The organism is Mycoplasmopsis arginini (assembly GCF_900660725.1).
GTDB lineage: Bacteria > Bacillota_I > Bacilli_A > Mycoplasmatales > Metamycoplasmataceae > Metamycoplasma > Metamycoplasma arginini.
On sequence record NZ_LR215044.1, the window covers coordinates 155,026 to 170,701 of the forward strand.

At 26.1% G+C, this 15,676-nt stretch carries 12 protein-coding genes; 2 read left to right on the top strand and 10 right to left on the bottom strand.

Annotation, left to right across the window (positions count from 1 at the left end; translation table 4 throughout):
- Window position 1 precedes the first annotated feature (1 nt).
- The 8 genes from EXC38_RS00705 to EXC38_RS00740 all read right to left on the bottom strand — a co-directional run bounded on the left by EXC38_RS00705 (window position 2) and on the right by EXC38_RS00740 (window position 9,446).
- Entirely contained in the window at window positions 2-511 is a 510-nt protein-coding gene (locus EXC38_RS00705; protein WP_004415316.1) for an MSC_0623 family F1-like ATPase-associated protein, read from the bottom strand.
- Window positions 498-1,964, bottom strand: coding sequence for an MSC_0624 family F1-like ATPase-associated membrane protein (locus EXC38_RS00710; RefSeq protein WP_129694471.1), 1,467 nt, complete (start codon window positions 1,962-1,964; stop codon window positions 498-500). Before EXC38_RS00710 ends, EXC38_RS00705 begins: the two co-directional genes overlap by 14 nt.
- A complete protein-coding gene (gene mip, locus EXC38_RS00715; RefSeq protein WP_129694472.1) occupies window positions 1,964-4,765 on the bottom strand; it encodes an Ig-specific serine endopeptidase MIP in 2,802 nt (933 codons plus the stop codon). Before mip ends, EXC38_RS00710 begins: the two co-directional genes overlap by 1 nt.
- 26 nt (window positions 4,766-4,791) lie before the next feature.
- Entirely contained in the window at window positions 4,792-7,014 is a 2,223-nt protein-coding gene (locus tag EXC38_RS00720; RefSeq protein ID WP_129694473.1) for a putative immunoglobulin-blocking virulence protein, read from the bottom strand.
- A gap of 242 nt (window positions 7,015-7,256) precedes the next feature.
- Window positions 7,257-7,484 carry a hypothetical protein gene (locus tag EXC38_RS00725; RefSeq protein ID WP_057247534.1) on the bottom strand — a complete coding sequence of 76 codons (228 nt, stop codon included), beginning with the start codon at window positions 7,482-7,484 and terminating at the stop codon, window positions 7,257-7,259.
- A 204-nt stretch (window positions 7,485-7,688) separates the two neighbouring features.
- Window positions 7,689-7,997 carry a hypothetical protein gene (locus EXC38_RS00730; RefSeq protein ID WP_057236129.1) on the bottom strand — a complete coding sequence of 103 codons (309 nt, stop codon included), beginning with the start codon at window positions 7,995-7,997 and terminating at the stop codon, window positions 7,689-7,691.
- Window positions 7,998-8,453: 456 nt separating this feature from the next.
- Entirely contained in the window at window positions 8,454-9,140 is a 687-nt protein-coding gene (locus EXC38_RS00735; protein ID WP_057247533.1) for a hypothetical protein, read from the bottom strand.
- Window positions 9,141-9,266: 126 nt separating this feature from the next.
- Window positions 9,267-9,446: a hypothetical protein gene (locus tag EXC38_RS00740; protein WP_057247532.1), complete on the bottom strand. Its 180-nt coding sequence runs from the start codon at window positions 9,444-9,446 to the stop codon at window positions 9,267-9,269.
- Between the two features lie 188 nt (window positions 9,447-9,634).
- On the opposite strand from EXC38_RS00740, the gene EXC38_RS00745 reads away from it, so the two are divergent.
- Window positions 9,635-10,603, top strand: a complete 969-nt coding sequence (locus tag EXC38_RS00745) for a BspA family leucine-rich repeat surface protein (protein WP_129694474.1) — start codon at window positions 9,635-9,637, stop codon at window positions 10,601-10,603.
- A gap of 77 nt (window positions 10,604-10,680) precedes the next feature.
- On the opposite strand, the gene EXC38_RS00750 is transcribed toward EXC38_RS00745, so the two are convergent.
- Together EXC38_RS00750 and EXC38_RS00755 are read right to left on the bottom strand one after the other, a co-directional pair.
- The gene (locus EXC38_RS00750) at window positions 10,681-12,909 is read right to left on the bottom strand and encodes an MAG2960 family serine endopeptidase lipoprotein (RefSeq protein WP_129694475.1); all 2,229 of its coding nucleotides are present in this window, start codon (window positions 12,907-12,909) and stop codon (window positions 10,681-10,683) included.
- 402 nt (window positions 12,910-13,311) lie between these two features.
- Window positions 13,312-14,193, bottom strand: coding sequence for a DegV family protein (locus tag EXC38_RS00755; protein ID WP_129694476.1), 882 nt, complete (start codon window positions 14,191-14,193; stop codon window positions 13,312-13,314).
- Between the two features lie 230 nt (window positions 14,194-14,423).
- On the opposite strand from EXC38_RS00755, the gene tyrS reads away from it, so the two are divergent.
- Window positions 14,424-15,674, top strand: coding sequence for a tyrosine--tRNA ligase (gene tyrS, locus EXC38_RS00760; RefSeq protein ID WP_060823506.1), 1,251 nt, complete (start codon window positions 14,424-14,426; stop codon window positions 15,672-15,674).
- The last annotated feature ends 2 nt before the right edge of the window (window positions 15,675-15,676 follow it).

Consider the following 15,676-nt stretch of genomic DNA (forward strand, 5'->3'; position numbering starts at 1 on the left):
ACTATCACCCTAAAATATTTTTCTCATTGTAAAATATGTTTAATAAATTGTTTTGATTATCACTTTTGATAATAATGTTTTCAAATATTTCGATATAAAAATTATTTGCTAATAAGTTATTAATTTCATCATTTAGATATAATGTTATGTTTTCTTTAATTAGGCTTGAATTTGTTTTTAAATTGATAGCTTCAAAATTTGTTGCAGGCTTATCAGTTATATATGGAACTAAATAAAAGTTATTCAACTCTTTATCTAATTTAAAAGAAATTATAAATTTATCAAAAATAATTTCTTGTTTATTTAAAAAAGCAGTTTTTAGTAAATCTAGCAATTTGTTTATTTCTTTATTTTTAAAACTTGTTGTGCTTTTTAGTAAAACTGTTGAAATAAGTTTGTCAAAAGAAATAAATTTATCCTGTTTTTTTATTTCATCAAAAGAGGCATTTAATAAATCTATTTTTTTTGTAGTTTCTTTAAATAGATTTAATTCCTTTTTATTTATTTTCATTAATTGCCTCCTTCATAGCTTTATTTTTTCTTGTAATAACATTTAAAGTTAAAATTAAATTAATAATTGTTGCGATGTTAAAGGTAAATAGTAAAACTAATGTTGAAATAACAAAAATTTGATCTAATGATAATAATGAAGAAATATTATAGAAACTTTGATTATTGTTAGCTAACAATAAGGCATTTAAACCATTAATTATTAATGTAGATACAATTAAACTAACAATTAATTTCAAGAAAATAGAAACATATATAGGCTCATTTGTAGTTTTAAATTTGTAAATTAATAAACTAATAACACTAAATAATGAAGCAAATAAAATAGTGATGTTAGTTACAATAATTTCTTGATTTTTTAAACTTACTATTGCAGTTACTATTCAAATTAATGTAAGAATAAAACCTGTAAAAATAGTGTTTAATAATACACCTTTAATTATTAATTTTCTAACAAAATTTACTAAAACATAAGATAAAAATATTAAACCAATAAAAAATAAACCAATTAAGTATAAATAATTTTTTGAAGGTGAATCAGCTATGATAACATCTGAGCTTTTTTTATAAAATAAAGCTCTAATAAATCATATTAAGCTTGTAAATGTTAAAGCAATATATAATAATAATTTTTCTCTTGTATCAGTATTTTTATTTTGTTTTGATGCAATTAACATAATACGCTCAAAATTTATTCCAAGTACAAGTAAACTTATTATTAGGAAAAACATAATAATATAGAATAAATTCTTTGTATCTTTCTTTGAAAACATATTTACAAAAAATTGATGAACAATATTATTATTTAAAAAGTCATCTTTATCACCTTTAATTGAAAATACTCAAATTGATAAGATGATGATAAAAGTTAATACTAAAGCAATTCTTGAAGAAATTGAAATTACTATTGCTTTTTTATTTTTGTAAACTAAAGGATTTGTTTTTCTTTTTAGTTTATATGTATAAATTGAATATGAAATGTCAATTAATAATAAAGGGATTGATATAAAAGATAAAGCATAATAATGCATTGTTCCTTGTTTAAAAAAAGTAAATAATAATATCACTGAAACAATTGAAAACAATAGATAAATTACGAATCATGGAATATATTTTTTAGTTGATTCCTTGTGAGTAAATATATTCGAAAAGTTTTTTGTAATTGTGTATATAAAGATACTGATTAATAAAAACAATCTAAATAATGCTAAATAATTGATCCGTTCATTTGTTAAACTAGAAAATTCTAAAAAGTATTCAATATTACTTTTAAAAAACAGTTTGTTTGAAAAAATTGTTGTTGGTGCAAAGAATAAAATCAAACCTGACAACACAACAAAAAAGCTAATTAAAATTAATTTTAAAGTTGTTACTAATGAGTTTTTCTTTTTATTATTTAGCATCGACTCAAAATCATCATAAATTTTCTTCTCTTTCACCTGGGAATTAACCATTATCTCTCACCTCCTCTTGTAAATTTAAATTTATCTGGAATATTTTCATCATTAAGACCTTCTGAAAATAAGTTTGTTTTTTCTAATTGTGGGTAAAGCAGTTTTAAAGCCTGTCTATATGATTTAGTTTGGAATTCACCACCACCATAGATTAAGTCATATTGTGGTAAATTGTAATTTCCAAATAAGCCATTATAGTTAAAGCCTTCTGATCTAAATGCAACTGAAAGACCCATTCTAGCAATGTTATTAGTTGCATGGTGTACTGCTACTAATTCATTGTTTTGGTTTCTTACTGAAGATCCTGAAGATCCGCCAGTTGGTGCTCATCTTCTTGGCATATATTTTAATGCCATACTCATATACTTCTTACCTTCGTGTTCATATAATTGCCCACTTATTAAAGGTGATGTTAAAAATGAATCCAAAATACCAGGTTTGTCAGCAAATGAACGATAACCAATTTGGTATGATAAAAAATCTCCACGATTTAGAGTTTCTTCTGAAAATGAAGAAGGACCATTTTCACCACTAGTAATTTTTGCATCATAATATTCTGATTCAGTATTAGTTCATAAACTATATGAGGTTCCTCATTTAGCTCTTTCCTTTTGATCATCATCTTGATATGGTTTTAAATAAAAGTCTGTTCTTGAACCAGGTCAACCTACAGCATATAAGTTATCTAATGATTTGCTTATTTTCCCTCTTAAAGGATAATTTATTGCTTGATAATCATGTAAATATGATTTGTTTCTAAATTTAATATGTACATCAGGATTATTAGCATAATTATTAGTAATTTCTTTAGCTAAATTAAAGTTATTTTGACTTGTGAAATTTTGAGTAACATTTTTATCGTTTGAAATAGCAACAAACGATTGTGCCATTTTCTCAAAATCAATTTCTATAACAGCAAAATCAGCAAATTCTTCAACATCTTTATAAATTTCTTTTTGACGATCTGATAAGAATTCTTTTGGACTTTTACTTAAATAATCTGTTGCTGTAAAAACTGTTTGAATTGCACTTGGATCTTGATTTGAAAACGAAGTAATATTATCATCCATACTTGAAATTCTTAATTTTGCTCCAACTTTAATATCATTATTAATTTTAGTTATTGTAAAGCCACTTAGATTTTTAGTAATTGCTTTTGCAACGTGAGCATTTGTTCCGAAATATCATTTTGTTGGATACTTTCCATTAGATACTGGTTGATAATCAAGAACTCATATTGTTCCTGATTCAGAAAGTAATTCTCTTTTAGTATTAGCTCTTTCTTTATACTCAGTAATTTGCTTTCTTAAAATTTCAATTTCTTTTTCTCTTGTATGAGTCTCAAAATGTTTAATTGTTTTATCATAATCTTCAAGAATTTTTCTTTTTTGTTCATTTAAAGAATCAGTTAAATGAACGTCTTTATTATTTTTAATTTTTTCATCTCACTCTTTTTCAATTTGAACTCTGTTAGTGCGCAATTCTTCTAATTTTTGATTAATTTGATTTTTAAAAGTTGTTTCATTTTTAGCATCTTCTCAAAATTTAATTGAATTTTCTGCATTGGTAATTTCTTTCTCAAAAGTGTTGTAATTATTTAATGTTAAAGAAAAAGTTTGGTGTGCTATTTTTAAAAATTGTTCATTAACAATAGTTCGAGCAAGACCAATTGTTTGATAAATATTCTTTTTGCCTAATGAATCAATGGCACTAGGGCCTTTTCCAACTTCATCTGCATATACTTCTAGACCATCATATGAACCGTCTTTATGATATGTAGGAACACTAAAACCTTTATAAGCAGAATTATCATATGAATCTAATTTTAATTCTTCAGCCTTAGCATCAAATTCTCTTTTCTTAGTTTCATCAATGATTAAGTTAGGTCTTAAATCAGATAAACTTTTTACATTCTTTGAGAAACTTAAACTTTGTTTTAAAGCTTTTAAATACTCTTCGTTATCTTTTTTAAATCTTCCAAACTGATCTAATTTTTCGTATTTATCAAATTCGCTTAAATTAGCATTATTTTCTGATCCACTTCCGTTTGGTTTATTTCCTTGGTTATCAGTATTAAGAGGATTATGTCCTAATCCATCTAATTTAAAAATAAAGTTCTTTTGAGTATTTGTGGCTTTATTTCTGAACACAAGATTTATTTGAGCTTGTCCAGTTATATTAGCATTGCTTTCTAAAATAATATTATTAACAATAAATTCTATTTTCTTATTTAACTCTTCATTTTTTGATTTTACCTTTAATGAAGATGCTTGATTTTGAAGTTCACTTGGATAAATATGTGCTTTTTCGTGTTGAGGAAAGAAACTGTTAAAATCTAGATCAAAATTAGTTTCAATATTTTGTGAGTTAGTTAATTCACGAAAATCATTTTCAAATCTAGCATCAGGGTAGTCTAGTTTTGGGTCAACTTTAGGATTATTACTATTTTCTTCGTTAATTTTTTTATAGTTATTTAATTCTATTGTCAACTCATTGATTAAATCTTTAATGTTATTTTTTGTTTTTCTTAAAGTAATTAAGTCTGTTTCTTTACTTTCAATATTTTCTTTGTAATCATTAATGATTTTTGTTGATTCCAAAAACGCTTTACTTTTATAAGAAGTTTTATTTTCAATTTTGATTTTGTTAATTACTTTATTTAATTTATCAATACTTTCTTCAATTAAACGTTTTTCTTTTGAAATTTCATTTTCACAAGAAATTAATCCAAAAGTGGGCAATAAAGTAATTGTTCCGCCTAATAAACTTGTTATTAAAATTCTTTTTTTCTGTTTATTCATCTTAATACCTCAAATAATCCTAATTATTAATTAAATGTGTTGTCACTTGCATATTCAACACGATATCCATTTTCTTCTAATTGTTTTTTAAGTGCATCTGCACCTTGAGAAACTTGTAATGGAGCATGAATTTTTGATAGATTTAGCAATACACTTAGATTTGATAAAGCTTTACCACTTAATGTTTGAGTACCTAATATTCTAATTGCGCTTGTTATACTTCCGTTACTAAATTCAATTTTAGTTTTTGGCATTGCAAAAGGGGGTTCATTAATTGCCATTACTGAATCAAATTGTGATTTATCTAATTCATCACCATCAATTTCAAAATATTCTTTATCATTAAATAGTTTTAAATTCTTTAATTTACGTTTTGCATTACTTGCTTTAATGTAATCATAGAATTTTAAACCTTTTAATGATTTGATCGAAGGAGCTCTTGAAAAATCAAGTCTTGTTGGATAACTATTACCGCCTTCATTTGTATCTGGGTTAAGTCCAGGACCAAAACTTCCTTGGAAAATTCCTTCATTATTTCTTACATAATAAACCATTCTTAAACCATTGTTAATTCTTTCGAAAGGTTTATCTGTATTTTTTAGAATATCACTTTCTTCAAATGCAATGGTGTTAAATGTAATTCTTGAAGCAATATCTGCTCCTTGTTTATTTTCTCAACTAACATTATAATCAATAGTATTAACTCATTCTACATTACGTAATGCTCATGGATTTAATGATCAATCATCTAATAAAGAATTTCCTAAGGTAAATAAGGATAATTCTTTGATTTTTTTATTTTCTAGTTCAATTAAAGAAGAAGTATTTGTTGCGCGATGGTCAAAAAATAATTCTAATTGAGGTAACCTATCTGGTAATGCTCTAAGAATTTCTCTGAATTTTTGGTTAACATCTTTTTTACCCATGTTTTTAATACGATAAGATGTAATTTCAATTCCTTTAGCTTTTAATTGTTCAATTAGATTCTTAGTTTTTTCATAACCTTCAAAATTAGCTGCATCAATTTCAACAATATAACCTTTATTTAGTTTTCCTTCTTCAGGTTTTTCTCTTGTTAATTCAGTAATAACTATTCCATCATTATTTCCAACGTTAAATTCTTTAAACTTTTCTGATCTAGTTACATCTTGCTTAGTTCAACCACGATAGTTTCCATTTGCTATTTCATCTGGAGTTCTACCATAGTAACCTTCAATACCAAAAGCACGTCTTTCTTTGTTATCTCTTTCCATTCTTGTTGTAACGGTATTATAACCAGGCGCTGGATCATAACCATATGAATCAATTTCACCATTTTCATTGATATAAGCATTATCAGGAGATGCGGTATAACCTTCTTTTAGATATTTTTCAGCTCCCTTACCTAATTTTGTGAATTTAGAATAATCTAGATGTTTGATTAATCAAGCATATTTAATATTTTGACTTCTAAATTGTTTTGGCTTGTTATATTCATTTACAGCATTAGGTAACAAGAACTTAACAACATTAGGACTATCTAAAAGGCGTTTAAATTTATCCATTAATCTTAATCAGATTGCTCGGTTATTAATAATATTAAGTTCTGGATCATATTTATCGTTTGGTTCTAATAATAAATCATCAATATAACCAGGGAAATAATTTTTTAATCCGGCTGTTTCATGATGAATTAAATTTTTTAAGGTTGCATCTCTTAACTCTTGAGTTACTTCAACACTCTTTATGTTTCCAACAATAACATTCATATATGGATTAGGATTTGTAATTCCCGCTGCAATATCTCTTGGGTCTAAAGGACGAGAAGGAGCTGGGGTTACTTCAGCTACAACTTTAACTCCATTAATTTCAATAACAATTCTTTCGGTATTCTTTTTAGGTGGAGTTGGTGTTGGCTTAGGCGGAATTGGAGTTGGTTTAGGTGGCACTGGCGTTGGTTTAGGTGGAACTGGAGTTGGTGTTGGCTTAGGCGGAATCGGAGTTGGTTCTGGTTTAGGTGGAACTACAACTGGTGGTTTTGGCACTTCTTTTAATTTATGATCAGTAATTGACACATTAGCATTTGTTGTATCTGGTGTTCCTTTATGAAAAATTTCCGGATTAGCCCCATTTTGATTATTATAATCGACACCGTTTGCATTTTTTTGGTTCGTTGAAAATAAAACAGCGCCAAACAAAGTGGCACCAGCAATTGTCGAACCTAAAATTAAAGAAACAATTTTTCTTTTTTTGCTTTTTAAAATAGCCATTTTTATCACCCCTTTTTCTATATTTCATTAATTAATTCTTAATTAATTAAAAATAATTTTAACACATATGAGTTTTTTGTTGAGTTATAAAAAAATAATTTTTAATTAATAAAATTTAAAACATTGGTGTTCCAGTTATTCCCGCTTTTGTAAAAATATATATTTCAATAATTAATCAACTGTTTTTATATAAAAAATTACATGGTAGAAAACAGCTTTGTAAAAGCTTAAGTGTTTCTAAATTATATATTTTGATCTTCAAACATTTTTGAGGCGAAAGTTTGAATTTTTAAGTCTTTATAATTATGATTTAAAAAATTAATTTCGATTTGCATTTTTAAAACAAATTCATCAATTAAAGCATATTTTCTATTAACCCCTTTTGGTATAAATTGTCTAATAAATTTATGACAATTTTCAATAGAACCTTTTTCAAAAGAGCAATAAGGATGGCCAGGCGTAAATATCAATTTTGTTATCAATAGTATTTAATTTAACGTTTTCAGATCAATTGTCCATTGTTATACTCTTAATTTTTAATTTGTTTTCTTTAATAATGGTTTTAAATCCATTTGCCATTGAATCGGAGTTTCTTTGAATGACTTTAATAAATAGTTTTCGACTTTTTCTTTCTAATAAGGTTAAGTAACAATATTTTGATCTTTTATTAAGAATTACAGTATCAATTTCATAATGGCCAAATTCACTTCTATTATTAACATATTTCGGCCTTTCTTCAATAATTTTAGCAAAGGTAATTCTTGAGGTCTTGTCATTCTTTTCTTTCTTTTTAAACCTGTAATTGTTTTCTCAATTGGAAGAATTTTAAAGTCAATAAGTTTATGACTATTTATTAAATAATAAATAGCTTGTAAAGACGGTATTGCAATTTCAATATTATTTTCTTTAGCATATTTTCTAAAGTCATTAATAAGATTTGCTACTGAACGTTTTTGTAAAAATTTATACTTATTTTGAGGCAATTTTGATATATTTATACAAAAAACTTTTTTAGAATTATTAATTATTTTTTGCTGTTCATATTATAATTAATGTGTCCTTTCGTAATCATTTTTTTGTTATATATATTATACAAAGGACAAAAAATATGGCGGCAGATTACTTACGTATACTGGAACGCCATATTTTTAATTTTATAATTTTGAAAAAATCAAACATAGGTTTATATATATTTTTTGTAATTTCTTTGATTGTTTTTTGTGGCTTTTCTCTAATTTCTTTTATTTTATAAGCTCAATATTCAATAGATAAAACAGAAGCGGAATTTATTTTCTTTTTGCAATGTTGACATATTGGAACTATAATGAACCCCAAAAGTTGGACCAAGTAATTTGGAAAAACTTTTGGGGTTCACTATAAACCTTTGGATTAGTTAAAATTTTTTTATTAACTTTGTCAATCAAAAGTTGTTAAGCTATCTACTGACCTGAATCTATATCTTTTTTAACTTCTGTTGCTTTAGCAATTTCTTCGGTTAGTCCTTTAGTTGCTATTTGATATTCTTCTTTTCCTGAATTTTGTAATGAAACAGCAGCTTTTGCAGCAGCAAGTTCTTCTTCAAGATGTGAAATGATAGTGGAATATTTGCTAGAATCTTTTTTTAATTGTGTTAATAATTCTTCTGCTTCTTTAACTTTTGCATTATAATCGCTTATCCATGAGGCTATATTGCCCCCCTCTTTAGTTCCAGCTCCTGGTTTTTCAGGTTGTGGTGCTGGAGTATCAGGTGTTTCAGTTCCTGATCCTGGGTTTTCAGGTTGTGCTGGGTTTTCAGGTTGTGTTTCTGGAGTTCCAGGTTGTGTTTCAGGTTGTGTTTCTGGAGTTCCAGGTTGTGTTTCAGGTTGTGTTTCAGGTTGTGTTTCTGGAGTTCCAGGTTGTGTTTCAGGTTGTGTTTCTGGAGTTCCAGGTTGTGCTGGGGTTTCAGGTTGTGCTGGAGTTTCAGTTCCAGCTCCTGGGTTTTCAGGTTGTGATTGAGGTTGAGGAGTCGGTGGAGTAGGCGGTGTTGGGGTTGGTTTTTGTGTGTCATTACATGCAATTGCTGTAACTGGTAATGCAGCCGCACTTAATCCACCTAAAATAAATAAAATTTTGTTTAAACGTGTCATAAATATTTCCTTTTTTGTGTATATATGTATATATGTTTTTTAATATATAGCATAGTATTATAATAAATTTTGGCCATTAAATAAATAACTTTTAATCAATAGTCCCTAATTTTAAGGGTTTTTAGATTATATATTTTGATCTTCAAACATTTTTGAGGCGAAAGTTTGAATTTTTAAGTCTTTATAATTATGATTTAAAAAATTAATTTCGATTTGCATTTTTAAAACAAATTCATCAATTAAAGCATATTTTCTATTAACCCCCTTTTGGTATAAATTGTCTAATAAATTTATGACAATTTTCAATAGAACCTTTTTCAAAAGAGCAATAAGGATGGCAGACGTAAATTTAAAAATTAAAAATATGGCGCCAGATTACTTACGTATACTGGAACGCCATTTTTAAAGAAAAAACTTTTATTTTTTAAAATATTTTTTATGTGTATAATTATATATCTATAATTAAATAACCATTAGGAAAAAGGGGACTTATTATGAAAAAAAATAAAAAACTTTTAGTTGTTTTAAGCGGGTTGGCAAGTACATTAATTCCAGTTTCAATTTTATCTGCTAGATGTTCAAATGATTCTAATTCAGGAAGCGAAAATGGTGGCAAAAACGGCGGTGAAAATAGTGACATGCCACATGAAAAAATTAGATCTGAAAATGATGAAAGAAAAACACAAGAGGAAGAGGCTGATAGAAAGCAAAAAGAAGAAAAAGAAAAGAAAGATATGCAAGACGTTGAAACTGTTAAGCAAATAGTTAAAGAACACGAGGACGCTTTTGGTTCATTCCACACACAAGGTGATTTTATAGAGCAAATTTCTGTTTATGCAAAAGATAAAGGTATTAATAATCTGTCACTAGCATCTCATAATGAAAAGAATAAAAATCTACGATTAGACAAAGAGGGCGGAAAACAAAATACTATTCGTCTACAAATGGGTTCACAAATCTTTGATGTTAAGTTAGGCAAAGTGCTAGATAATGAAGTTATGACAAAATATTATTTCGAAGGTGAGCAAGATAAAATATTTAATAATTATTTAAATGATAAAAAAGTTGTTGAAAGAAACTGAAGAAATATACTTAAAGATTCCAGAAAAATAATAGTTACTCAGTTGGGATACTATAAATCAGGACCTAACATTGCGCTTACATTAATTCCTTATTACACAACTAAGGTACCAAAGCACTTACCACTTAAGATTACTTCATTATTAGCCTCATTTTATAATTTAGAATCTAAAAAGATTGATAATCTGGAGTTTTGAGATACTAAAAATATTATTACTTTTGAGTCTGCTTTTGAATATGCAAAGAATTTTGATCAAGATTTGAGTAAATGAAAATTAAAAGATAATGCAAATGTTAAAAATATATTCAAGGGTGCTAAGCAAATGAATAAGCATTTAGAAAATATCTCAAAATCTTGAAATAAAGAAAAACTTACAATCTAAGACTTTAATTCATTTTTCACATAGCATTAAAAAATGCAGTCGAACACTGCATTTTTCTTTGTTTAATTTTAATTACATTAATTCAATTTAATTGTCTCAAGTTTATCTTTTTTAAGTTTTTCTCTCAATCCCTCTATCAAATGAGGAGAGTTATTTTTTTCTAAATAATCATCGCTCAAACTCTTAAAAAGAATTACTCCATTAGTTTGCTCTCTAACGATAATTCCATCTGTATTATTAATTATTTTTCCAAATGGAATAACTTTATATTCTCCACCGGGAGATTCGATTCTTGTATTAAGAATTCCAATCACGTTGAAGGATGAATCAATTACCATCGATCCTGAAGCTCCTTCTTTTAGATTCAGGTCTCCAAAAGGAATATTTGTATATAACATTGAAAACTGATCGATTGTTGTTAGTGGCATCCCATGTTCGTTTTCATCAGGTTCGTTATTTTTCTTAATAAATGAAGTTTCATATTTTTTTCATTCATCATTCGCAGCATTATATTCTTTATTAAGATCTTTGTTATATCTTAACCATGAATCACGTATATAGTATTCATCAATTATACGTCTCTTAGTTGATATAATGCCACCTTCAGATTTTACTCCACGAAATTGCGAATGTTTCTTACTAAATGGATTTCAATGTCTTGAATATCCTGCATAGAACTGTGTTTTAAGTGGGCTGAATTTTTCAGTTGCAAAGTTGACATATCAATCTTTTTCTTGTGGTGTATTTATTACTTTATCTAATGAAGGAAGAATATTTTTTAGCATTGTTTTTTTAACCTTGAAACGCAAGGTTAAAAAATCTGCGCCTGAGTTATTTGTTTCAAAGTAACTATAGTTATTTTTTAAAAAACTTGGAGTTTTGTTTTCAGCTTTAATATATGTATGTGTATTTTTATATTTTGGCACATAATATGGAGCATCTAGATATGATGCATATGCATCAAATGTTTCAATTGAGCTTGAAAAATCTAGTTCATACTTGTCTTTGATATGCTCAAATATTCCAAAATTAAGATCTAATTTATTTTCTTTAATTCGATTAATTTTAAAGTATGGTCTTGGTTGCTTATTTCTATTATCTTCTGTTTCTTTTGTATCTTTTCCATCATAAAAACCAGGAGGAAATGCATATCAAGAGTAATCATGATTTGTAAACGTATTAAATTTATCATACGCAAATGTTTTATCAAATGTCGATCTTAGATTGAATACGTGCATATTCGTAGCCAAAAGAAGCTCATAATTTTCTTTATCATCATTTTTAATTCGATCAATTACTCAAGCAGTCCCTAAAAACCTTGCGAAATTCAATCTTTTTGTTACTTCATAGGGATTTTTTTCATTTAATTGATCATTAACTCATTGCTTAACATTGACATTTAACTCAATAGTACGATCATTTATGTAAGAATAGAAATCGACATTGGATTTTAGCGCATTATTAAATTTGTCTTCTTTACTTATCTTATAGTAATGTTTTCCATTATTTGAATAGACTAGAAGATAAAAAATTCCATTGATGTCATCTACATTTGCTTTAATCTTATCAATCTTATTAAGTTTTAAAAATGATGTAATTGAATCTAAGGTTGCATAAGATAATAGTTGACTTAAATTAGAAGGAAGAAATCCAAATGGATTGTTTTTAATTAGATGATTAAGATTAATTTCTTGTGTTTCTAAGCCTTGAACTTCATCAACGTTAAATGATTCAAGATATTGAGGTTTCAGATAATGACCTAGTGGAATTATTGGATTATAGTATTGAATTTTTTCAAATGAATTATTACCATAATTCCCATATTCACCTAATTCCTTAGCATATGATCAATACTTTTTATCTAATTCTCTATTATAGTGGATCGAGTCCTCAAGTGCAAAATTGATATTTTCATTTCTCAAGAACTCTTTGAATTCCTTATTTTTTTCAATATATTTTTTTGTTTTTTGATGAATATCTCTAACAGTCATTTTTAAAAGTGGGTCAAGGGAAATAAAATGCTTATTTTGCAATTCTTTTTTTGGTTTCTCTGGAGGTGTATTATTTGGTTTTGGATCTTTATTATCGTCCTTCATATGATCAGTATTTTGATCTGGTGTATTATTTGGTTTTGGATCTTTATTATCATCCTTCATATGATCAGTATTTTGATCTGTAGAATTATTATCTTTATTTTGATTGCTAGATTCAATCTTGCAAGAAGTAAGAAAAGAAGCTAATAGGGGAGCTGCTCCTATTATTAAAATACTTCCTAATTTTAATTTTTTATAAATTGATAATTTCATTTAATTCCTAACGCTTATATTTTTAATTTGATGTTTTTTAAATTTAGTGAGAGCTTACTATTTTTTTTGAATGTGCGCTTTTTTATATAATTCTAATAAATTTTTGGCGATGTTCAAAATTAGATGGTGTACTAATTTAAAAAGGATCGAACATATATTTTATCAGGATTTGTTGAAAAAAAATGTAAGTTTTTAAAAATTATTTTTGTTAAAATTTAAAACATTGGCGTTCCAGTATACGTAAATAATCTGGCGCCATATTTTTAATTTTTATAATTTTTAATTAATTATTAAATTTTTAAGCCTAAAATAACTGTTTTGTTTTTATTTTAAGTCAAAATAATAAAAAGTTCAAACTAAAACAAATTTAGTCTTGAACTTATTTGATTTTTTATTTAATTTTTAATACTCTTTACTAAAAGCTAATATTTTTTGTTTTGTATTTTCGTCACAAGATAGTATAGAAATTGCTACTGCGCCAATTCCAGTATGAATTGAAACATCAACAGGTAATTTAAATGCATAAACAGGAATTTTGTTTTCTGTAATTTGTTTAAAACTTGAAATTAAACTATCTAGCAAATCACTATCAGCATGTGCTACAACTAAAATCTTGTTTTCAAAATTATCTTTATTATTGTTTCACATATCTGCTACAGTTTTTTCTAATGATTTAGTAAAAATACGTCCGATTGATTCTTTCTCTAATACCCCGTTGTCGAATGCAATTAGAGGAACGATTTTTAATAATTTTGCTACGGCTGCAGCGGCTTTTGATAATCTGCCACCTTTAACTAAAGCATCATTAAATTGAGGAATTAAAATTAATTTTTCATTATTTATCTCAAAGTGTTTTATTGCTTCTTCAAAAGAAATTCCAGCTTTTATTTTTTCTTCAAAAACAAATAAATCTTTTAAAATTAAGTAAGAAATTCTTTTTGAATCCACGATAAATACTTTTTTATTGTCTTGAAATTGAGTCTTTAAAAAAGATTTTTGTGAAGATAAAAATTGTGAAATTGAATAAATAAGAATTAAATCATAATCATTAATATATTTATTAATTTCAATTTCGTTTATTGCTGGCGATGAAGCGGATGTTGTCGCGTTAATTTTTTTATTTTCTCTTCACATTTTAGCAAAATCTTCAATAAAAATATCTTTACCAATTTGGTAAGTTTTTCCTTCAATGTCACATTGTAATGGAATGAAACCTCATCCTAGGTCATTGGCTTGTTTTTCAGTTAAACCCGATGAAGAGTCAACAATAATTTTAATTTTCATATTTTCTCCTAAATATTGTTTTCAATAATTGAATACAAAAATTATATAGATATTATTTTAAAAATCACATTTTACTTAATTTAATTATTTAACAAACATTATTAAAAAAATAGTAAACAAATAAAATTATAAGCAAAGTCAAATTTAATATATTTCAACAATAAAAATATTTATTTTTAGTTAAAATTTAATAATAAGTTGTCTTTATACATTGAAAAGAAAGGAAATTTATGTCACAAAATTTTATCGATGAGCTTAGAGCAAGAAAAATTTTAAATAACTTATCTAATGAGGAAAAGTTTTTACAAATTCCAAAAGATTCAGGTGTTTATATTGGTTTTGATCCTACAGCTAAAAGTTTGCATTTAGGTAATTATTTACAAATTGCGACATTACTAAGATTTAAAAAGCAAGGTTATAAAGTTTATGCTATTTTAGGCGGAATCACTGGAATGATCGGAGATCCAAGTTTTAGAAATAGTGAAAGAAAATTTTTAGATAATAAAACATTAAAACAAAATAAATTATCAATTAAAAAACAACTTCAAAAATTTGGATTGGAGGTTATTGATAATATTGAATTTTATAAAAATATGACGTTAGTAGATTTTCTTTCACAAGTTGGAAAATTAATAAATGTTAATTATTTACTTGAAAAAGAAAGCATTGCTACAAGATTAAATAATGGATTAACATTTACTGAATTTAGTTACCAATTGATTCAAGGCTGAGATTTTAAAAATTTATATGAGAAATATAATGTAAAAATTCAAGCAGGTGGATCAGACCAATGAGGTAATATTACAACCGGCCTAGAATTTATTAGAAAAATACATGGCGAAAATGCCAATGCGGTAGCCTTAACGATTAATTTAATAACCGATGAAAATGGTAATAAATTTGGTAAATCAACAGGTGGCGGATCATTATGATTAGATAAGAAAATGACTTCACCTTATGCTTTATACCAGTTTTTATTAAATCAAGCAGATAGTAAAGTAGATGAGTATCTTAAAACTCTAACCTTCTTAAATTTAGAAGAAATTAATGAAATTATGAACATTCATAACAATGAAAAGTTTAAGCGTTTAGCGCAAAAAACTTTAGCTTTCGAAGTTGTAAAAAATATTCATGGATTAAGATATGCAAATCAAGCAAGAAAAATTAGTGATATATTATTTTCAAAAGGCAAATTAAATCTAACAATTAGAGATATTGAAATGGTTAAAGATTCATTGCCAACTTTTTTAGTTTCAAATAATGAAAAGTTTATTGATGTTGTTAAAAATAATAATATAACTGCTTCAAATCGAGAAACAAGAGAATTTTTATCTAAAAAATCATTTTTAGTTGATAATGAAGTAATTGAAGAAGAAAGTAAAAATATTGAATTTAAAAAATATAATAATAAGTATGCAATCCTTAAAAAGGGTAAAAAAGATTTTTACATTTTAGTAAACAAAGATAGTATAAAGGAGTAAAA